Raw genomic sequence first — 21,275 nt, 5'->3', positions numbered from 1 at the left:
CCGACAAAAAAGCACCCTGCAATAAGGAAATGTCGAGCATAAATGCCCGACCTACAAAACTATGCAAAACACTAAAAATCAAGCACGCAGCTCAAGCATTCATACCCGACACAATCCGACAAACGATAAAACCGTTTCAGACGACCTTCAAAACGCTTCGGGCAATATCGTCGCCCCTCCCCGCTACCGCCTGACCAAACTCGGCGAACAAATGGCGCGCCTGCCTATCGACCCGAAAATCGCGCGCATTTTGCTGGCGGCGAAGAAGCACGACTGCATGGCGGAAATATTGGTGATTGCGTCCGCGCTGTCGATTCAAGACCCGCGCGAGCGGCCGTTGGAGGCGCGCGATGCCGCCGCCAAGGCGCACGAGCGTTTTACCGACAAGCAGTCCGATTTCCTTGCCTACCTGAACATTTGGGACAGCTTCCAGCGCGAGCGCGACAAAGGCTTGTCCAACAAGCAGTTAGTGCAGTGGTGCCGCCAATATTTCCTGTCGCACCTACGGATGCGCGAATGGCGCGAGCTGCACCACCAGCTTACCCAAACCGCGATTGAAATGGGTTTGACCACCAAGGAAGCCGCTTTCAGACGACCTCCCGAAGTCAGACAGCTCACGTCGTCTGAAAATGCGGGCGACCAAGACTTATCCGCCAAACTCAAACAAAAACAACTGGATAAGAAACAACACCGCACCCAAATCCGCGCCGCCAAAGAAGCGGGCTACGAACAAATCCACCGCGCCCTGCTCACCGGCCTCATCGCCAACGTCGGCATGAAATCGCCCGACGGCAACGACTACACCGGCGCGCGCGGCAGCCGTTTTCATCTGTTCCCCGCGTCAGCGTTGTTCAAATCCAAGCCCAAATGGGTGATGGCGGCGGAACTCACGGAAACCACGCGCCTTTACGCTCGCGATGTCGCCGCAATCCAGCCCGAATGGATAGAGCAGGAAGCCCCGCATCTGGTGCGTTACCACTATTTTGAACCGCATTGGGAACAGAAACGCGGCGAAGTCGTCGCCAGCGAGCGCGTAACGCTGTACGGGCTGACCGTGCTGCCGCGCCGCCCCGTCGCCTACGGCAGAATCGCCCCCGCCGAAGCCCGTGAAATCTTTATCCGCAGCGCATTGGTCGCCCAAGAAATGGGCAGTTTCAACGCGCCGTTTTTCGTACACAACCAAAAACTGATCCGCGAAGTCGCCGAGTTGGAACACAAATCGCGCCGTCAAGATGTGTTGGTGGACGATGAGATTTTGTTTGAGTTTTACGATGCGCGTTTGCCTAAAACCGTATTTAAAAGCGGCGGCGAGATGTTTGGGCAGCCTGAAAATACCCAAAGGCCGTCTGAAACCGCCGCCCAAACCAGTAACCCCGTTCCCTCTCCTGCTCGCGGTAGAGGGTTAGGGTGGGGGCAAACGCCTGATACACAAGCAAATTTTGCTTCTTCCGAAACAGCACCCCCACCCCAACCCTCCCCCGCGCGAGCGCAGGAGAGGGGGCAAGTTGCCGCATCCGTAGGTCGGATTCTTGAATCCGACATTTCCGCAGCATCAAAAGTTTTGTCGGATAAAAGTATCCGACCTACACGCGTTTCAGACGGCCTTTCAGGCAGCCTGAAAACCAGCGAAGCCAAAACAACCACCCCCTTCCGCCCCGACCATCTGCGCGTCCGCAACCTTACCCCCCGCGCCCTTACCGCCGCCGACCTAGACGCGCTCTACGCCCTGTGCCAAAGCCAGCCCGACTACTACCGCCACTTGGGCGAGCCGCTCACGCGCGACAAACTCACCCGCAGCCTTGCCGCCCTGCCGCCCGATGCCCGCCGCGAAAACAAACACTTCATCGGCTTCTGGCAGCAAGGCAGCCTGAAAGCCGCGTTGGAAATCATCTTCGCCTACCCCGATAAAGAAACCGTGTTACTCGGTCTGCTGATGGTGGACAAATCCGCCCAAGGCGCAGGCATCGGCACTGCCATCGCGCAAAAACTCGCGGCAGTTGCGGTGGAGATGGGCTACCGCGAAATCATTCTAAGCTACGCCGAAGGCAACGCCCAAAGCCGCGCCTTCTGGCTGAAAAACGGCTACCAAGAAACAGGCGAAACCGACGAACCCGAACAAGACGGCGAAGCCCGCCTGATTGCCATGTCGCGCCGTTTGTCCAAATCACAAAGGCAGCCTGAAAACCGTTCAGACGGCCTTTCAGGCAGCCTGAAACCCCATATTTGCCCCGCCATAACTAGTGATGCCACCGCCGTTGCCGAATTATTCCGCCGCGCCGTCAAACACATTCCAAACAGCCATTACAGCGAACAGGAAAAAAGCGCGTGGCTGCAAGGCGCGGACAATGCCGATTTCTGGCAAAAACGCATTGACGGCGGTAATGTCCGCGTGGCCACGCACAACGGGCGCGTGCTCGGTTTTATTGAATACCAGCCCGAACAAAGCCACCTAAACTGTCTCTTTACCGACCCGAGCCACCAGCGGCAAGGTATTGCCACCGCGCTGCTGGCTGCCGTTTTGCCATCGGCAGACAGCGGCAAAACCATAACGGTAGACGCATCCAAAGCCGCATTGGCATTTTTCCAAAAACAAGGCTTTGTGCGGCAACACGAAAACCAAATCCCGCGCAACGGCTTGGTTTTGACCAATTACCGCATGGTTCGTCAGGCAAACCATGCCCAAAAGCAGCCTGAAACCGTAGGTCGGATTCTTGAATCCGACAAAACTTTTGACGCTGCACAAACGTCAGATACGAGTATCCGACCTACACGCCTTTCAGGCAGCCTGAAACCCCAAACGCCGTCTGAAAAACCCCTCGCCGATATCCGCACCTTCGCCGCCTGGCTCAAAACCGCCGAGCGCGACAACCCGCGCCTGCTGTTCCTCAGCCGCGACGACCTTATGCAGCACGCCGCCGCGCACATCACCGAAGAACAATTCCCCAAACACTGGCAAACCGCAGACGGCAAATTCAAACTCAGCTACCGCTTCGAGCCGCACCACCCGCTCGACGGCGTTACCCTCACCCTGCCGCTCACCGTGCTCAACCGCATCAGCCCCGCCGCCCTCGAATGGCTCGTACCCGGCATGATACGTGAAAAAATCCAGTTGCAAATCAAAGCGCTGCCCAAGCAAATCCGCCGAATCTGCGTGCCCGTGCCCGAATTCATCACCCAATTTTTAAGCCAAAACCCCGACCGCAACGCCCCCATCCTGCCCCAACTCGCCCAAGCCATCGCCAAAACCGCAGGCGACATCCGCATACTCGAGCAAATCAACCAAGACGAATGGGCCGCGTTCAGACTGCCCGAACACTGCTATTTCAACCTCCGCATCATCGACGACGGCGGGCAAGAATTAGCCATGGGTCGCGATTTAATCCAAATCCAACAACAGCTTGGCAAAGCCGCCGCCACCACCTTCCGCGACAACACCCAAGAATTCGAGCGCGACAACGTTACCGCATGGGACATCGGCACCCTGCCCGAATCCATCAAATTCGCCCGCGGCAAACAACAGCTCACCGGCTACCTCGGCCTGCAAAAAGAAAAAGACGGCCGCATCGCCCTGCGCCTGTTCGACACGTCTGCCGCAGCCGAACAAGCCCACAGATTAGGCGTGATCGAACTCATGAAACTACAACTAAAAGAACAAGTTAAAGACCTGAACAAAGGCATCCAAGGCTTCACCCAAGCCGCCATGCTGCTCAAACACATCAACGCCGACACCCTGCGCGACGACCTCACCCAAGCCGTCTGCGACCGCGCCTTTATCGGCGAAGACGAACTACCGCGCAACGAAAAAGCCTTCAAAGAACAAATCAAACGCGCCCGCAGCCGCCTGCCCGCCGTCAAAGAAGCCCTCAGCCGCTACCTGCAGGAAACCGCCGCCGCCTATGCCGAACTGAACGGCAAACTCGGCAAACACCCGCTCACCCACCTCATGCGCCAACGCCTGCAAACCCTGCTCGCCGCCGGCTTCGCCACCCGCACCCCGTGGGCACAATGGCCGCGCCTCCCCATCTACCTCAAAGCCATGACCCTGCGCCTCGAAAAATACAGCGGCAACCCCGCCCGCGACGCAGCCCGCGAAGCCGACATACAGGAATTGGAACAAATGTGGCAGGATAAGGTACAATCACTTTTGAAACAAAACCAACCCGTTTCAGACGACCTCGCCGCGTTTAAATGGATGATTGAAGAATTGAGGGTATCGCTGTTCGCGCAGGAATTGAAGACGCCGTATCCGGTGTCGGTGAAGCGGTTGTGGAAGGAGTGGGAGGGGGTAAAATAAATGGGTACTAACTAGCAAGCATCACGTATGTATAAGCATAATTTAGTGTAAAATCTAGAAACATTTATTTTTGTATTATTATTATTATATCTAAGGCAGCCCAATATGATTAAACGCATTACCTTTACACAATATCGACGTTTAAAAGCACCTCTAGAATTAGAATTTTGCAATCACATCAATATTATTTCAGGATTAAATGGTACGTGTAAATCATCAATCCTATATCTTATCAGCAATGCATTTCAAGCAGAAAAGTCTACTAATACGCAATTAGTTCCTAAAAGCGAGTTGAATGTAATCAACAATATTTCTGCTCAAGTTAATGCAAAAATCGAAATGTTAACAAAAGGTGATAAGGAATACAACGACCCTGCCCCTGGACAGCGTGGTGAATTATTTAAAGTATATTATAGCGATGGACAGTCTATTGGATTTAGAAGACATAATAAGAGTTCGGACGATACTCACTCACGCTTTCGGCTCATTCCTCAATATTCACCTTCTCAAAACCAAAGTCTTCCAACCTTACGTACAGTTTATTTAAGTTTGGCTAGATTGCTACCTTTTGGGGAAATGAAGAACGATATTCCTGTCAAAGGGGTAAGAAAAGAGTTGCCTGAAGAATATAATGCAATTTTTTATCAATTGGTCCAACATATAACTGGCATCAAAATAACTGAATCAACCCCTCAGATTATCGCAAATATTAAAACTCGAACTGAATATTTGACCGATACTGAAGGCATCGACTCCAATACAGCATCAGTTGGTGAAGATAATGCGATTATTATCTTAAAAAATCTAGTACTCCTTCGCTATTACTACGAAAACGCCCCAAATTTACATAGTGTCGAACAACCTGCATCCATTTTATTAATTGATGAAATGGATGCAACGCTTCATCCTGCTATGCAGCTACGCCTCCTAAATCTCTTAAAAGAATATTCAGAAAACTATAAAATTCAAATTTTTTTTACTACGCATAGTCTATATTTGTTAGAGAAAGCATTACTTCCTGCTTATCGTGACAAAATAAAATTGAACTATCTCACTCACCAAGGCGACCATGTAACCTTATTGCCTAAACCATCTATCCAAAAAATTGAAAGACACTTGCAAGAAATTCAAAATGTTAGTTATAGCGAACCACCTAAAATACCTGTCTTCACTGAAGATACGGAAGCACGAGTCATTCTCCAATCAATTTTTGGCTATTTCAGCAGTAGATGTAAATATTTTAAAAATTTGAGAGATAAATTTCATTTTGTAAATGCCAGCATTGGTTGTGAAATATTAAAAGGGATTTTTCAAGACCAATATTTAGATCAAAATACTATGAATGCTATTTGTATCTTAGATGGTGATAACACCGGACAGAAAAAAACAAAGCATAATATCATCATTCTACCTGGTGGAAAGAGTCCAGAACAGTTAATATTTGATTATTATGATGAATTAGCGAATGAACCAAATTTTGAAATGTATCAGAGTCAAAACTTTTGGAATACTGATACCGCATTGAGCAATGGATTAACTAAACAACGCTATCTTACATCAATTAAACCGCAAATATTAGATATTGAAGAAACTATTGAAGAATTAAAAGAAAGTAGTGAATCTGCATCAGGGATAAGAAGGGAGCGAAATAAAAAAATCTTCAACAATAATCTTGAAGAATTTAAAATAGTTTTCGATTTTTGGTTGGATAACCATTACACAGAAATGGAACAATTCTACCGGGACTTGCGCTATTGTTTCCGTCAAGTAGCATTGTTGCACAAATTAGATCCAGAGCTTTGGCCGAGAAGTGCTTGTTTAAGTGAAAATAGAATACCGGACAATTCTTAATGATACTGACTTTTTTAGTTTATTATTAAGAATAAAAAAATTATTGAGTAAAAAATATGGCAGGCAACCCAAAACCCTTAACACCTTTACGCTATCCTGGCGGTAAAGGGGCTTTTGCTCCTTTTGTAAAATCAGTCATTGAAACAAATCATCTCAAAGGCGGTCATTATATGGAACCGTTTGCAGGTGGAGCAGGAGTAGCATTGGATTTACTCTTCAACGGCTATGTTTCCGATATCCATATTAATGATGCAGATTTGGCCATCTATCACTTTTGGCATGCTATCGTTACTAATACAGATGATTTTCTAGCACTACTACAACAAGCTCCCTTAACTATTGAAGAATGGGAAAAGCAAAAGTTAATTTTAAAATATCCTGAAAATTATTCTAGTTTAGAACATGGTTTTGCAACTTTCTATTTGAATCGCACCAATCACTCTGGTATTTTAAAAGCGGGCGTAATTGGTGGCAAAGCCCAAAATGGTACATACAAATTGGATGCTCGGTTTAATAAAGTCCGTTTATCTAGCCTAATTAAACGTATTGCTAATTATGCCAATAATATTCATGTGTATAACCTTGATGCGCTTGAACTATTAGGTAAAGCAGACAAAATATTACCTTCCCCTGCTTTAATCTATCTTGACCCACCTTACTATATTAAAGGTCATCGTTTGTACCGTAATTTCTATAATCACGATGACCACGTTCAGATTTGTGATGCTTTAGGTACAATTAAAACACCTTGGATTGTTTCATATGATAATTGTAATGAGATTAAGTCTATTTATAAAAATTATTATCAAGAAGAATACATCTTATCCTACTGCGCATATAAAAGAATTAAGGGTTCCGAAGTCATGATTTATGGAAAAAATGTATTGAGACCTAACAGCAAGTTGTAGTCTACATATGATTATGTGTGCGCTTTAGGTACATATTCCAGCGGTCTTCCAAACTACTCCCCCTTTCCACCTAAACCAAAGGTCGTCTGAAACCCATTTTTCAGACGACCTTTTGCCACTTCGCAAAACAAGAATTCCCACCACCCTCTCCCCAAACGTCGTCTGAACCAGTAAACTTCTCATGTTTCAACAACTTCTTGGAAGCAAACCATGTCCGGTATCTACCTACCCCGCCTATTTCCGCCCCACATCGCCGAACGCGGACTGCTGTATTTTCAGCAGGGCAAGGTTCGCGATGTCCAAAAAACTTCCGCCGGGCGTTATCGGGCGGAGATGTGCGGTTCGGAAAACTATTCGGTATGGCTGAAGCTGGATAGTGATTTGTACATTAAGGACGGGGGCTGCGATTGTCCTTATGGCTGGGCGTGCAAGCATATGGCGGCGTTGTGGTATGCGGTGCGCGCTCAAACGCTGGATAAACAAGCTGACGAATCCGGCGTGCAGCAGCCTGAAATCATTCTCTTTGTATCGTGCTCTAACACCAAAGGCTACCTGAAAACCATTTTTCAGGTAGCCTTTCTATTAGGGGCTGACGTAGATTAGCCCTAAATTCCACACCACTCCCGCAAGATTTTTAGCTGTCGGGACGGTGTGCCGAAGTTAAACCGAAATTCGCATTCTTTCAAGAACAGCGGGAAGGATTTGCGATCAATTCCGTTGTATTTGCGCAAGACGCGTTTTGCCTGATTCCAAAAGTTCTCAATGCCGTTAATGTGGTTCTGACGGTCAGCAAACTCCTTGGAATGGTTGATGCGGTAATGGATGAAACCGCTCACGTCCAACTTGTCGTAACTGCTCAGACTATCGGTATAAACAATACTGTCCGGCATGATTTTCTTTTTGATGGCAGGGAGTAACGTTTCGGACTTGGCATTATCCACCACAACGGTATAGACCCGTCCGTTGCGTTTCAGAATGCCAAAGACAACCACGTTGCCTGCCGCACCGCGACCACGTCTGCCTTTACGCCGTTCGCCGAAATAGCTTTCGTCCAATTTGACAGGACCCTCAAAAACCTCATCGGCAACTAAGGCCAGATAATGGCTGATAACCATACGAATTTTGCGGTAGAACAGAATGGCGGAGTTGGGCTGAATGCCCAAAATATCGGCAGCTGAACGGGCGGTAACTTCGAGTACAAAAAATTGAAGCAATTTCTTTTGAATACTCTTTTTTAGTTTACAATGGGTTATCTTCATTTTTGCAGTCTAACATGACTGCTTATCTAGTATAGCCCCTTATAAAATTTAACAAATAATGCAAGTTCATAGCTTGTGTTCCAACTTTATCTATGCACCCCAAAAACCACCACCTAGCTTACGAAATCCTCTCCGCCGTCTCAGAAATCCCCTTTGGCAAAGTCGCCACCTACGGCCAAATCGCCCGCCTAATCGGCAGGGACAAAAACGCCCGTTTGGTCGGCAGCGTGCTGCGCCATGCGGCGGACTACGGCAACTACCCCTGCCATCGCGTGGTCAATGCCGCAGGGCGGCTGGTGCCGGGTTGGGCGGCGCAGGCAGATTTGCTGCGTGATGAAGGGGTGGAATTGAAAGACGAAACCCATATCTGTTTGAAACGGTATCAGTGGGATTGCTAATCCATGCCAGCAGCCAAAGGCAGCCTGAAAACTCAAAACACCGTTTTCAGGCTGCCTTTCCCTTATAATCCCGCTTCCCAAAACCACCACGCCGAGCCCTACCATGCCCGAACTTCCTGAAGTGGAAACCACTTTGCGCGGCATCGCGCCGCACATCATCAACCAAACCGTCTGTGCCGTAACCGTCCGCCAGCCCAAGCTGCGCTGGCAAATCCCGCCCGCGCTGCCTGAAATCCTGCGCGGGTTGGTGGTGCGCGAATGCCGCCGCCGCGCCAAATATCTGCTGGTTCGTTTTGACACAGGCGTGCTGCTGATACATCTGGGCATGTCGGGCAGCCTGCGGGTTTGGCAGGGCAACGCGCCCGCTGCGGGCAAGCACGACCATGTGGACATCGCGTTTGCCAATGGCACGCTGCTGCGCTACCACGATCCGCGCCGCTTTGGTGCGATTTTGTGGCTGGCGGGCGTGGCGGAACATCATGATTTATTGAAAGATTTAGGTGTGGAGCCGTTAAGCGATGATTTTACGGCAGATTATTTGTTCCAAGCCCTGCAAAAGCGCGGCTGCCCCGTCAAAACCGCGCTGATGAACAACAAAATCGTCGTTGGCGTGGGCAATATCTATGCTAACGAAAGCCTGTTTCAGGCTGCCATTGCGCCGCAACGCGCTGCCAAATCGTTAAGAAAAACCGAATGTGCGGCTTTAACCGCCGCCGTCAAACAAATCCTGCGCCGCGCGATTGAGACTGGCGGCAGCACCTTGCGCGATTTTGTGAACAGCGAAGGCAAAAGCGGCTATTTCCAGCAGGAATACAAAGTGTACGGCAAAACCGACCAACCCTGCGCCCACTGCGGCACGCCGATTGTTAAAACTGTTATCGGACAACGCGGCACGTTTTATTGTCCAACGTGCCAGCGGTAGAGGTTTGCAAGATGGCTGAATAACAACGCAAAATATATTTTCAGGCTGCCTCAGCATCCATAGGCAGCCTGAAATCTATTTGGCGGGCGAAAAATTTTCCATTTGCCCCTTGAATTACTCAAATCCCGCCATTATGTAGGGAAGCGTTGTGGCGCGTGCCACCTTTGTTTTTAACCCCATAATCAGGAGATAACACATGAAAATCCGTCCTTTACACGACCGCGTAGTCATCAAACGCTTGGAAGCGGAAGAGAAAACCGCATCGGGCATTATTCTTGCACCCTCTGCGGCTGAAAAACCCGATATGGGCGAAGTGGTTGCCGTGGGCGAAGGCAAAATCGGCAAAGACGGCAACCGCCGCGCTTTGGACGTTAAAGTGGGCGACAAAGTGATTTTTGGCAAATACAGTGGTCAAACCGTGAAAGCCGACGGCGTGGAATTGTTGGTGATGCGCGAAGAAGACATCTTCGGCATCGTGGAATAATTCAGGCAGCCTGAAAACACATTTTTCATTGTAAAACATCTATTTAAGGAATATTAAAATGGCAGCAAAAGAAGTTCAATTCGGCACAGAAGTGCGTCAAAAAATGGTAAACGGCGTGAACGTATTGGCAAACGCCGTGCGCGTAACGCTTGGCCCCAAAGGGCGCAATGTGGTGCTTGACCGTTCGTTCGGTGGTCCACACATTACCAAAGACGGTGTTTCCGTAGCCAAAGAAATTGAATTGAAAGACAAATTTGAAAACATGGGCGCGCAAATGGTAAAAGAAGTTGCGTCCAAAACCAACGACGTGGCGGGCGACGGCACCACCACCGCCACAGTGTTGGCGCAATCCATCGTTGCCGAGGGCATGAAATACGTTACCGCAGGCATGAACCCCACCGATTTGAAACGCGGCATTGACAAAGCGGTTGCGGCGCTGGTGGGCGAGTTGGCAAACATTGCCAAACCTTGCGAAACCTATGAGCAAATTGCGCAAGTGGGCTCTATTTCGGCAAACTCTGACGAGCAAGTGGGCAAAATTATCGCCGATGCGATGCAGGAAGTGGGCAAAGAAGGCGTGATTACCGTGGAAGACGGCAAATCGTTGGAAAACGAGTTGGAAGTGGTAAAAGGCATGCAGTTTGACCGTGGCTACTTGTCGCCTTACTTTGTGAACGATTTGGAAAAACAAATCGCAGGCTTGGACAATCCTTTTGTGTTGTTGTTTGATAAAAAAATCAGCAACATCCGCGACTTGCTGCCTGTGTTGGAACAAGTGGCCAAAACCAGCCGCCCCTTGTTGATTATTGCCGAAGACGTTGAAGGCGAAGCATTGGCAACCTTGGTGGTGAACAGCATTCGCGGTATTTTGAAAACCGTTGCCGTGAAAGCCCCTGGTTTCGGCGACCGCCGCAAAGCCATGTTGCAAGACATCGCCATTTTGACTGGCGGTACGGTGATTGCCGAAGAAATCGGTTTGACTTTGGAACAAACCACTTTGGAACACTTGGGGCAAGCCAAACGCATTGAAATCAGCAAAGAAAACACCACCATTATTGACGGCTACGGCGAAAAAGCGGCGGTTGATGCGCGTGTGAACGAAATCCGCAAACAAATTGAAACCGCAACCAGCGATTACGATAAAGAAAAATTGCAAGAGCGTGTAGCAAAATTGGCTGGCGGCGTGGCGGTGATTAAAGTGGGCGCGGCGACCGAAGTGGAAATGAAAGAGAAAAAAGACCGCGTGGACGACGCTTTGCACGCCACCCGCGCTGCGGTGGAAGAAGGCGTGGTAGCTGGCGGCGGTGTGGCTCTGTTGCGCGCACGCTCTGCGGTGAAAGCGGTGGAAACCGCCAATGCCGACCAAGAAGCGGGCGTGAAAATCGTGTTACGCGCGATTGAATCTCCGCTGCGCCAAATCGTTGCCAACGCAGGCGGCGAGCCTAGCGTGGTGGTGAACAAAGTGTTGGAAGGCGAGGGCAACTTCGGCTTCAACGCGGGCAACGACACCTACGGCGACATGATTGCCATGGGCGTGCTGGACCCTGCCAAAGTAACGCGCTCTGCCTTGCAACACGCCGCATCCATCGCGGGCCTGATGCTGACCACCGAGTGCATGGTTGCCGACATCCCCGAAGACAAACCCGCTGCTATGCCTGATATGGGCGGCATGGGTGGTATGGGCGGCATGGGTGGTTTCTAAATCCGCCGTGAGTGAGCACCACGCGCTTTGTTGAATAAACAAGCGTAAAAGGCAGCCTGAAAACCGGGAAACTGGTTTTCAGGCTGCCTTTTTGCGCAGGCGGGTTGGGCTTTTCCACCGTTGGGCTATTCACAACGCATAAATGCAAACAAAGGCAGCCTGAAAACGCATCATCCCGTTTTCAGGCTGCCTATTATTCATACTCCAATCAGACCACAATGTTCACCAAGCGTTTGGGCACGACAATCACTTTCTTCGGCGTTTTGCCTTCCATAAACTTGATTGCGCCCGCGCTGGCCAAGGCGGCGGCTTTGATGTCGTCTTCCGAGGCATCGGCGGCAACGAGGATTTTGTCGCGCAGCTTGCCGTTTACTTGCACCATCAGCTCTATCTCGGTTTGCACCAGCGCGGCGGGGTCGGGCTGCAACCATGCTTGTTGCCACAGCGTGCTGCCTGCGTTGAGTTCTGCCCACAAGGTTTCGCAGATGTGCGGCACGATGGGCGAGAGCAGGATAACGGCGGCTTCCAGCACTTCGCGGGCAACGGCTTTGCCTGCATCGCTGGCGGTGTCGGTTTTGTCGTATTGGTTCAGCAGCTCCATCACGGCGGCGATGGCGGTGTTGAACTGCTGGCGGCGGTCGTAATCGTCGGTTACTTTGGCGATGGTGCTGTGCAGTTTGAAGCGCAAGTCTTTCAGGCTGCCTGAAAGCGCGTTTTGGCTACCTGCGAACTTGCTTGCCGCCGCGCCGCCTTGTTGCACAAAATCATACACCGTGCGCCAGAGGCGGTTCAAAAAGCGGTGCGCGCCTGCCACGCCGCTGTCGCTCCATTCCAGCGATTGCTCGGGCGGGCTGGCAAACATCATAAACAGCCGCGCGGTGTCTGCGCCGTATGCGTCAATAATCGCTTGCGGGTCCACGCCGTTGTTTTTGGATTTAGACATTTTTTCCACGCCGCCAATGATAACGGGCTGCCCATCGGCATCCAGCACGGCTGATAGCGGTCTGCCTTTTTCATCGGTTTGCACGGTTACATCGGCGGGGTTGAACCACGTTTTTTTGCCTTCCGCGTTTTCGCGGTAATAGGTTGCCGCCAGCACCATGCCTTGCGTGAGCAGTTGTTTAAACGGCTCGCGCACGGGCACAATGCCTTCATCGTTCATCAGCTTGGTGAAGAAGCGGGCATAGAGCAGGTGCAAAATGGCGTGTTCAATGCCGCCGATGTATTGGTCAACCTGTTGCCAATACGCCGCCGCTTCGGGCGCGACCATGCCGCCGTCAAACCGGGGCGACATATAACGGAACTGATACCAGCTCGATTCCATAAACGTATCCATGGTGTCGGTTTCGCGCCGCGCCGCGCCGCCGCAGCTGGGGCATTGGGTTTGGTAGAACTCGGGCATTTTGGCCAGCGGCGAGCCTGCGCCATCGGGGACAACGTTTTCAGGCAGCACCACGGGCAAATCTTGCTCGGGCACGGGCACATCGCCGCATTGTTCGCAGTGGATGATGGGAATCGGGCAGCCCCAATAGCGTTGGCGAGAAATGCCCCAGTCGCGCAGGCGATATTGCGTTTTTGGCTCGCCCGCGCCTGTGGCTTGCAATTTTGCGCCGATGGCATCAAAGGCAGCCTGAAAATCCAAACCGTTAAATTCGCCGCTGTTGATGAGTGTGCCGTTTTCTTTGTCGGCATACCAATCTTGCCATGTTTGCGCGTCAAAGGCGTTGTCGCCCACGGCAATCACTTGCTTCATCGGCAAACCATAGGCGTGGGCAAAGGCAAAATCGCGCTCATCGTGCGCAGGTACAGCCATCACCGCGCCATCGCCGTAGCCCCACAATACATAATTCGCCACCCACACTTCCAGTTTCTCGCCGTTGAGCGGATTGATGACGAAACGCCCCGTGGGCATGCCTTTTTTCTCCATCGTCGCCATATCGGCTTCGGCAACGCTGCCTGCCTTGCATTCGGCGATGAACGCTTGCAATTCGGGCTGATTGGCGGCGGCTGCGGTGGCCAGCGGATGCTCGGCGGCAACGGCAACATAGGTTGCGCCCATCAGTGTGTCGGGGCGCGTGGTGTATACCTGCAAAAACTGCGCGTCGTCGCCGTTTAGGCCTGTTTTGCTGTCGTCGGCAACGGCAAAGCGCACCGTCATGCCGCGCGATTTGCCAATCCAGTTGCGCTGCATGGTTTTGACTTGCTCGGGCCAGTCCAAGCCGTCCAAATCGTTCAAAAGCTGCTCGGCGTAATCGGTGATTTTGAAGTAATACATCGGGATTTCGCGCTTTTCCACCAGCGCGCCCGAACGCCAGCCGCGTCCGTCGATGACTTGCTCATTCGCCAGCACGGTTTGGTCAATCGGGTCCCAGTTCACCGTGCCGAGCTTGCGGTACACGATGCCTTTTTTGAACAGTTTGGTGAACAGCAGCTGCTCCCAGCGGTAATATTCGGGGCGGCAAGTGGCGATTTCGCGCTCCCAATCCAAGGCGAAGCCCAGCGATTTGAGCTGTTGTTTCATGTATTCAATGTTGGAATACGTCCACGCGGCGGGGGCAACGTTGTTGTTAATCGCGGCGTTTTCGGCGGGCATGCCGAATGCGTCCCAGCCCATCGGCTGCAACACGTTGTAGCCTTGCATTTTTTTGAAGCGGCTGCGCACATCGCCAATGGTGTAGTTGCGAACGTGCCCCATGTGTAGCTTGCCGCTGGGGTAGGGGAACATGGATAGGCAGTAGAATTTGGGTTTGCTGGGGTCTTCGGTTACGTTAAACGCGCGTTGCGTTGCCCATTTTTGCTGGGCGGCGGGCTCAATGAGCGAGGGTTGATAGTGTTCTTGCATGGTGGTTTCGCTTGTGTGGGTTGCAAAAAATGAAAACCGCGATTATAGCGGTTTTGGGGTTTTCAGGCTGCCTATATTGGCAGGGAAGGTGCATCGGTTTGCGCGTGGTTGTCTTGCTTTTCAGGCTGCCGCCCCCATTTGCGCCATCTGATTTATTTTTTAGGAGACACGATAATGAACGAAAACCAAGATTTGCCGACTGCGGGCGATGATTTTGACGATTTAGACAACCTGTTTGCCCGGTTTGACGGCATGGCGGTGGATGGCGGGGTGGATGCGGCAAACGAGGAAGATGATTGCGCGGGCGGGGCGTGCAAGATTTGAGGCAGCCTGAAAGCCAATTCATCCAGCAAAAAACCGTTTGGTAGAACACCAAACGGTTTTGCTTTTTCAGGCTGCCTTATTTCGGCGCGGCTTGGCTGGGCAGCTGCCCGATAAAGTTAATGAACACCAGCGGTTTTTTGCCGGTGTTTTTCAGCGCGTGCGATTGGCCCGGGCGGGCAATGGTTACATCGCCTGCGGCAACGGGGGTTTCTTTGCCATTGCCGTCCACAAACGTGCCTTTGCCTTGCACGATTAAATACACGTCTTCGTTGTTGGTGTGTTTGTGCAGGCCGACGGATGCGCCGGGTAGCAGCGTGAGCCAGCCGATTTCGCGGATGGCATCTTGGTCGTCGGTTTGGTGGCGCGTGTAGGCAAATTTGCCGAGCAATTCGCCTTCGCCGCCTGCGGCTTTGCTGCGGTTCCAAGTTTGCATTTCGGCTTTTTTGTATACCTGCACGCTGCGGTCAACGGGGGTTTTGCTCGGTTCGTTGGCAGCGGGTTGGTTGCCGTGCGCGCCGGCGGTTGCGCTTGCCAAGCAGGCGGCGGCGATGAGAGCGGATGCGATTTTGTTCATGATGGTTCCTTAGGTTTACGGGATAAACAATTAAAACGCGTTTTTAGGCTGCATCAGCGGTTGCGGCAGCCTGAAAACGGTTAAGCGACAAACGGCGCAAATTATGCCCCATTTCGCGCGCGAACGCCAAACGTAAACCGCGCCGTTCGCACGCGCAAAAAGGCAGCCTGAAAACGGGCGCGGCGCAAACCTGCGCTCAATCCGTTTTCAGGCTGCCGATTGCTTAGCCAATCAGCTGCTTCAACACTTCCGCCTTGGCAGAATCATAATCCGCCTGCGAAATCAAGCCATTATCCAGCATGGTTTTCAGCTGCGTGAGCTTGGCTTGATGATCTTGCGCTGCAGCGGACGACACGGCTTGCGGTTGCGCGCCTGCCATTGCCCCTGCCATCGCTTGCCCAAACGCCACGCCTGCGCCCATGCCCACGCCCATGCCCGCCATGCCGCCTTCGTTTTGCGCTGCCATTGGGATGGCGGTGGCGGTTTGGTATTGCGTGTAGCGCGACATATCGCCGATGACATTCATGCTCATGCGTGCATCCAGCGCTTGTTGCACGTTTTCAGGCAGCGTGATGCTTTCCACGGTAAAGTTTTCCAACGCCAAGCCCAATTTGGCGAATTCGGGTTTGAGCAATTCGGTCATTTTTTGCGACAGCAAAACTTGGTTTGCCGCCATATCCAAAAACGGCACACCCGATGTGCCAAACGCCGCGGCAAGCTGGGTCATGGCGATGTTTTTGAGCTGGGCTTCAAGCTGCTCGCCCGTATAGCTTTCCACCACGCCCGAAATTTCTTTGAAAAACTGCGCGGGGTCGGCGATGCGGTAGGAATACATACCAAACGAGCGCAGTTGCACCACGCCAAAATCGGCATCGCGCACGGTTACAGGCTGCGCTGTGCCCCAGCGTTTGCCAATTTGCTGGCGCGTGTTGAAAAAGTAAACATCGGATTTAAAAGGCGATTGGAACAGCTTGTCCCAGTTTTTCAGGTTGGTTAAAACGGGCAGCGTTTGCGTGTTGAGCGTGTAGCGACCTGCGGAAAACACATCGGCGGTTTTGCCTTCGTCCACAAACAACGCCATTTGGCTTTCGCGCACGGTTAGGCTTGCGCCGTTTTGAATTTCTTGGTCGGCAATGGGAAAACGCCACACCAGCGTGTGCTCATCGGGGCTTTCCCATTGGATAACATCAATAAACTGCTTGCGGATAAAGCTCATAATCATGGTTTTTTCCTTTGGTTTGGGGGGTGGGGGAGGGCGGATTTTAAGCGGAAGCCGTTAATCTGTAAAAAGAATTTGCAGCGCCAAAGGCAGCCTGAAAAGCGGGTTTGCCAGCGCGCGCGTTGCGCTGCCGTCGGATTTGTTTCAATTTTGGATTGGGGCGGCAAAGCCGTGCAAGGCGCATCATGTTTGTTTCAGGCTGCCTTACGAGGCGGATCGGATGCGGCGGGCTAATACTGCACCCCCAGCAACACAAACCCATAAGCAAACCACAGCCAAATCGCAAATGAAATCATCCATTTGCCGCTGTTGCCATGCCGTTTGCGGTAGCCTGAAAACAGGCACACGGCAATAATCAGCAATACGGTAAACGTGGGGATAATCAGGCTTGCCCACTCGGCAAGATGGGGCAAGTAGGCAAACCAGCCGATTGTGCCGCCCATCAGCCACAGCAGCACAGGCGCGAGCAGTATTTCAAGCGCAAAATCGGCGCGTAACGCCCCACCCGCAATCAGCATCAACAGCACCAGCGTTGCAATATGCGGCAGCAGCAGGGCGTTGAGCCACGTTTTGGCTTCGCTGAAACGTGCTTCGCTCGTTTTCAGGCTGCCCCGCATGGTTAGCCATCCACCAAACACGCCGCGTTCAGCACGCCGATTGCCAGCGACAAGGCGCAATACAACGCGCCCACGGCGATGTTGTTCTGCTGCAATTCGCGCCCCGCATCGGGAATCAGCCGCGTGGTGGCGAAATACGCGCCAATCTGCACAACCGCCGCGCCCGCGCCCCACAACACGAAATCCAAAATATTCAGGCTGTGCGTCATCGCCGAAGCCAGCGCAAGGCAAAATCCCACCAGCGCGCCGCCAAACGACAACGCGCACGCCACATTGCCTTGCTTAATCAAATGCAGCTCGCGCGCAGGCGTAGTCAGCAGATAAGTGAACGAAAACAACACCGCCATCGCCACGCTGGCGAGCATATAGCCGATGTATAACAGATAGTTAGCAATAGAAAGCGACATGGTTTGCATCCTGTGTGAACGATGGCGGGATTATGCCATATATAAGGCAGCCTGAAACCCGCTTAACCCGTTTTCAGGCTGCCTTGGGCGTTATTCGTGATACCGGCGGAACAGCGCCCATTCATACACTTCCTTGCCGTCGGGGAACACGCACACGCCGTATTCGTTGCCGCCCTCATCCTTGCGGATAACCGATTTGCCGCCTTGTTGCACGCAAAACACCGAAGCGGGATTGGGCGTGCCGAGGGGCGGTTCTTGGTTGACAGCCTTTTGCGGCGATGTTGCACCCGCACACGCCGCCAACAGCGCCGTCGCCGATAAAAAGAAAAAACCGTTTTTCATTATGAAACCTTTTTCGCGGTTAAACAAAGCGCGGATTGTAATCGGTTTCAGCCCTTGGGCATAAAAAGGCGGCGCGCGCCAAACGGCAGCCCACAGCGCAAGGCAGCCCGAGCCGATTTTCGTTATAATCCGTCTCTTTTCCCCATCCATCACCGGAAACGCAAAATCATGACTTCAAAACGCAAAATTCTCGTCACCTCCGCGCTGCCCTATGCCAACGGCGCCATCCACCTCGGGCACATGGTGGAACACATCCAAACCGACATCTGGGTGCGCTTTCAAAAATCGCGCGGACACGAATGCTACTACTGCTGCGCCGACGACACCCACGGCACGCCCATCATGCTTGCCGCCGAAAAACAAGGCATCACGCCCGAGCAGCTCATCGCCAAAACCCACGGCGAACACCTTGCCGATTTCACAGGCTTTGGCATCGGCTACGACAACTACTACTCCACCCATTCACCCGAAAACCAAACCCTATCCGAGCAAATCTACCGCAGCCTGAAAGCCAACGGCAAAATCATCAGCAAAACCATCAACCAGCTTTTTGACCCCGAAAAGCAAATGTTCCTGCCCGACCGCTTTGTGAAAGGCGAATGCCCCAAATGCCACGCCCAAGACCAATACGGTGACAACTGCGAAGTATGCGGCACCACCTACGCCCCCACCGAGCTGATTAAGCCCTATTCTGCCGTATCAGGCGCAACGCCCGTGATGAAAGAAACCGAACATTTCTTTTTTAAATTAAGCGATTGCGGCGACTACCTAAAACAATGGACAGCAGGCGAAACCAACGGACGCGCCCATTTGCAGCCCGAAGCGCTCAACAAAATGAACGAATGGCTCAAAGAAGGCGAGCTTTCCGATTGGGACATCAGCCGCGATGCGCCGTATTTCGGCTTCCAAATCCCCGATGCGCCGAACAAATATTTTTATGTGTGGTTGGATGCGCCCGTGGGTTATATGGCTTCGTTCCAAAACCTATGCGCGCGCAAAGGGCTGGATTTTAACGAATTTTTTGGCAAAGACAGCCAAACCGAGCTGTATCACTTTATCGGCAAAGATATTTTGTATTTCCACGCGCTGTTTTGGACAGCCATGCTGGAATACAGCGGGCACCGCGCCCCCAGCGGCATTTTCGCGCACGGCTTTTTAACCGTGGACGGGCAAAAAATGTCCAAATCACGCGGCACGTTTATTACCGCGCGCTCCTACTTGGAACAAGGGCTGAACCCCGAATGGATGCGCTACTACATCGCGGCGAAACTCAACAGCAAAATTGAAGACATCGATTTGAATTTGCAAGACTTTATCGCCCGCGTAAACAGCGATTTGGTGGGCAAATATGTAAACATTGCCGCCCGCGCCGCTGGCTTTATCCACAAACGGTTTTCAGGCTGCCTCAAAGACGTATCGGGCAGCGAAATCGTGAAGCACCTTGCCGCCGAAAGCGAGCGCATCGCCTCGCTGTATGAAGAGCGCGAATACGGCAAAGCCTTGCGCGAAATCATGATTTTGGCGGATGTGGTCAATGAATATGTGGACGAAAATAAGCCGTGGGAGCTTGCCAAGCTGGAAGGCGCGGACAGCCGTTTGCACAAAGTGTGCAGCGAATTGATTAACGCATTCAAAATCTTAACGGTTTATTTGTCGCCCGTTTTGCCGCGCGTTGCCGAGCAAGCCGCCGAATTTTTGGGCTTGGAAAAACTGGTGTGGGCGGATGCCAGCCGCACGCTATCGGAAAACCATGTGATTAAGCCGTATCAACATTTAATGCAACGTGTAGAGGAAAAACAAGTGAACGATTTGATTGAAGCGAATAAACAAAATATCCAAGCCGCCGCTCAAACGCAGCTTGAAAACCAAGGGCAGCCTGAAAACGGCTACGCGCCTGTTGCGCCACAATGCAGCTTTGATGATTTTATGAAAGTGGATATGCGCGTGGCGAAGGTGTTGAACTGCGAAGCGGTGGAAGGCAGCAGCAAGCTGTTGAAATTTAGCCTAGATTTTGGCTTTGAGCAGCGCACGATTTTCTCGGGCATCGCCGCCAGCTATCCCAACCCCGCTGAATTGAACGGCACAATGGTGATTGCGATTGCCAACTTTGCCCCGCGCAAAATGGCGAAATTTGGCGTGTCCGAAGGGATGATTTTGAGCGCGGCGGATAAGGATGGGAAGCTGAAATTGCTGACTGTGCACGAGGGGGCGAATGCGGGGGATAAGGTGGGTTGATGAACAGCGGTTGTTTTGCCTAGCCATCAAGGCAGCCTGAAAACGGGATTTATTGGTTTTCAGGCTGCTTTTTGTTTACGGGATGAGGCAGCCTGAAAATGGTTTGTGCTTTGTGGTTGAATTGGGATGCAGCTTTAACCATGCGTCTCGTGCCGACGGGGCACTTACTTTTCTTTGCTTCGCCAAAGAAAAGTAAGCAAAAGAAAGGCGACCTCGACGTGCAGGTTCGCTGTGCGAACTTCCCTCACTCCGCATCCTTTTTTCGGCGCGTGCGAACTAGCCGTGCTGCGCACGTCGTCGGACAAGCGCACGCTTTTTCCCGAAAAAAGAATGCTGCGTTCGGCTGAACGTAGGGGAGAGGGTGGTAGCATTAAACAGTTGTGAAGCGTTAGGCAGCCTGAAAGCGAATCTATCCAGTAAAAAAACCGTTTGGCAGAATACCAAGCGGTTTTGTGTTTTTCAGGCTGCCTTTTTATGCAGGGGCAAAGCAGGGCAGGGCGGCTGTCTGCGCCTGCGCGCTTATCACTCCAATTCAAATTTATAAAAATGGGGAAAAACGTGGTGGCGACCCGTTTGCCGTCGCGCGAGGCAGCCTGAAAACGATATTGGCGCACGGCGGCAACGGCGGCTTCGTCCAACAGCGGCGAACCGCTGGATTCCGCAACTTCCACCAAGCGGATGCGGTTATTCGGCGCAACCTGCACGCGCAGTTTCACGCGCCCTTCTATGCCGTTTTCTTGGGCTAGGGGCGGATAGACGGGCATAACGGTTTTTATCGCCCGCCCTTCGGCATTTTTAGCCGCGCGCGCTTTGGCATCGGCGGAGGGGGCAATCAGCGCGAGGCTGGTAATCAGGCAAAACAGTAAACGGCGCATGGCGGGCAATTCCTAGGGCGTG

At 52.0% G+C, this 21,275-nt stretch carries 18 protein-coding genes and 1 pseudogene; 11 read left to right on the top strand and 8 right to left on the bottom strand.

Features of this window, described 5'->3' with window-relative positions; translation table 11 throughout:
- Positions 1 to 61: 61 nt before the first annotated feature.
- The 5 genes and pseudogenes from H3L93_RS13500 to H3L93_RS08490 all read left to right on the top strand — a co-directional run.
- Positions 62 to 2,029 (top strand): annotated as a pseudogene (locus tag H3L93_RS13500) (GNAT family N-acetyltransferase); the annotation flags it as partial.
- Positions 2,030 to 2,143: 114 nt separating this feature from the next.
- Positions 2,144 to 4,294, top strand: coding sequence for a GNAT family N-acetyltransferase (locus tag H3L93_RS13495; RefSeq protein WP_425484986.1), 2,151 nt, complete (start codon positions 2,144 to 2,146; stop codon positions 4,292 to 4,294).
- Positions 4,295 to 4,399: 105 nt separating this feature from the next.
- Positions 4,400 to 6,145: an AAA family ATPase gene (locus H3L93_RS08500; protein WP_155802955.1), complete on the top strand. Its 1,746-nt coding sequence runs from the start codon at positions 4,400 to 4,402 to the stop codon at positions 6,143 to 6,145.
- Between the two features lie 56 nt (positions 6,146 to 6,201).
- Positions 6,202 to 7,053 carry a DNA adenine methylase gene (locus tag H3L93_RS08495; RefSeq protein ID WP_081446079.1) on the top strand — a complete coding sequence of 284 codons (852 nt, stop codon included), beginning with the start codon at positions 6,202 to 6,204 and terminating at the stop codon, positions 7,051 to 7,053.
- Between the two features lie 210 nt (positions 7,054 to 7,263).
- Positions 7,264 to 7,656 (top strand): SWIM zinc finger family protein, encoded by a 393-nt coding sequence (locus H3L93_RS08490; RefSeq protein WP_003794123.1) that lies wholly within the window; start codon positions 7,264 to 7,266, stop codon positions 7,654 to 7,656.
- Positions 7,657 to 7,658: 2 nt separating this feature from the next.
- On the opposite strand, the gene H3L93_RS08485 is transcribed toward H3L93_RS08490, so the two are convergent.
- The gene (locus H3L93_RS08485) at positions 7,659 to 8,312 is read right to left on the bottom strand and encodes an IS1595 family transposase (protein WP_003794124.1); all 654 of its coding nucleotides are present in this window, start codon (positions 8,310 to 8,312) and stop codon (positions 7,659 to 7,661) included.
- Between the two features lie 92 nt (positions 8,313 to 8,404).
- On the opposite strand from H3L93_RS08485, the gene H3L93_RS08480 reads away from it, so the two are divergent.
- From H3L93_RS08480 to groL, 4 genes are all read left to right on the top strand, one after another.
- Positions 8,405 to 8,710, top strand: coding sequence for an MGMT family protein (locus tag H3L93_RS08480; RefSeq protein WP_003794126.1), 306 nt, complete (start codon positions 8,405 to 8,407; stop codon positions 8,708 to 8,710).
- Between the two features lie 103 nt (positions 8,711 to 8,813).
- Positions 8,814 to 9,632 (top strand): bifunctional DNA-formamidopyrimidine glycosylase/DNA-(apurinic or apyrimidinic site) lyase, encoded by an 819-nt coding sequence (mutM, locus tag H3L93_RS08475; RefSeq protein WP_040558122.1) that lies wholly within the window; start codon positions 8,814 to 8,816, stop codon positions 9,630 to 9,632.
- Positions 9,633 to 9,828: 196 nt separating this feature from the next.
- Entirely contained in the window at positions 9,829 to 10,116 is a 288-nt protein-coding gene (locus H3L93_RS08470; protein ID WP_003794132.1) for a co-chaperone GroES, read from the top strand.
- Between the two features lie 58 nt (positions 10,117 to 10,174).
- A complete protein-coding gene (gene groL, locus H3L93_RS08465; protein WP_003794134.1) occupies positions 10,175 to 11,818 on the top strand; it encodes a chaperonin GroEL in 1,644 nt (547 codons plus the stop codon).
- Positions 11,819 to 12,026: 208 nt separating this feature from the next.
- Here groL and leuS read toward each other — a convergent pair whose 3' ends face one another.
- A complete protein-coding gene (leuS, locus tag H3L93_RS08460; protein WP_003794136.1) occupies positions 12,027 to 14,660 on the bottom strand; it encodes a leucine--tRNA ligase in 2,634 nt (877 codons plus the stop codon).
- Between the two features lie 174 nt (positions 14,661 to 14,834).
- On the opposite strand from leuS, the gene H3L93_RS08455 reads away from it, so the two are divergent.
- Positions 14,835 to 14,984, top strand: a complete 150-nt coding sequence (locus tag H3L93_RS08455; RefSeq protein ID WP_003794139.1) for a hypothetical protein — start codon at positions 14,835 to 14,837, stop codon at positions 14,982 to 14,984.
- 76 nt (positions 14,985 to 15,060) lie between these two features.
- On the opposite strand, the gene H3L93_RS08450 is transcribed toward H3L93_RS08455, so the two are convergent.
- From H3L93_RS08450 to H3L93_RS08430, 5 genes are all read right to left on the bottom strand, one after another.
- Positions 15,061 to 15,558 carry a cupin domain-containing protein gene (locus tag H3L93_RS08450; RefSeq protein WP_003794141.1) on the bottom strand — a complete coding sequence of 166 codons (498 nt, stop codon included), beginning with the start codon at positions 15,556 to 15,558 and terminating at the stop codon, positions 15,061 to 15,063.
- Positions 15,559 to 15,781: 223 nt separating this feature from the next.
- A complete protein-coding gene (locus H3L93_RS08445) occupies positions 15,782 to 16,777 on the bottom strand; it encodes an SPFH domain-containing protein (protein ID WP_040558315.1) in 996 nt (331 codons plus the stop codon).
- A 230-nt stretch (positions 16,778 to 17,007) separates the two neighbouring features.
- A complete protein-coding gene (locus H3L93_RS08440; protein WP_003794146.1) occupies positions 17,008 to 17,394 on the bottom strand; it encodes a hypothetical protein in 387 nt (128 codons plus the stop codon).
- Positions 17,395 to 17,396: 2 nt separating this feature from the next.
- Positions 17,397 to 17,801: a DUF350 domain-containing protein gene (locus H3L93_RS08435; protein ID WP_040558124.1), complete on the bottom strand. Its 405-nt coding sequence runs from the start codon at positions 17,799 to 17,801 to the stop codon at positions 17,397 to 17,399.
- Between the two features lie 90 nt (positions 17,802 to 17,891).
- Positions 17,892 to 18,143, bottom strand: a complete 252-nt coding sequence (locus H3L93_RS08430; RefSeq protein WP_040558317.1) for a putative hemolysin — start codon at positions 18,141 to 18,143, stop codon at positions 17,892 to 17,894.
- Positions 18,144 to 18,311: 168 nt separating this feature from the next.
- Here H3L93_RS08430 and metG point away from each other — a divergent pair, with 168 nt between their 5' ends.
- Positions 18,312 to 20,378, top strand: a complete 2,067-nt coding sequence (gene metG / locus H3L93_RS08425) for a methionine--tRNA ligase (RefSeq protein ID WP_003794152.1) — start codon at positions 18,312 to 18,314, stop codon at positions 20,376 to 20,378.
- A 164-nt stretch (positions 20,379 to 20,542) separates the two neighbouring features.
- Here metG and H3L93_RS13020 read toward each other — a convergent pair whose 3' ends face one another.
- Positions 20,543 to 21,253, bottom strand: a complete 711-nt coding sequence (locus tag H3L93_RS13020) for an energy transducer TonB (protein WP_003794154.1) — start codon at positions 21,251 to 21,253, stop codon at positions 20,543 to 20,545.
- Between the last annotated feature and the right edge of the window lie 22 nt (positions 21,254 to 21,275).

Origin of the sequence: Kingella oralis, from assembly GCF_014054985.1 — a bacterium.
Classification (GTDB): Bacteria; Pseudomonadota; Gammaproteobacteria; order Burkholderiales; family Neisseriaceae; genus Kingella_B; species Kingella_B oralis.
Note: the sequence above shows the minus strand (reverse complement) of the source record. Positions and strands in the feature narration are given on the sequence as shown.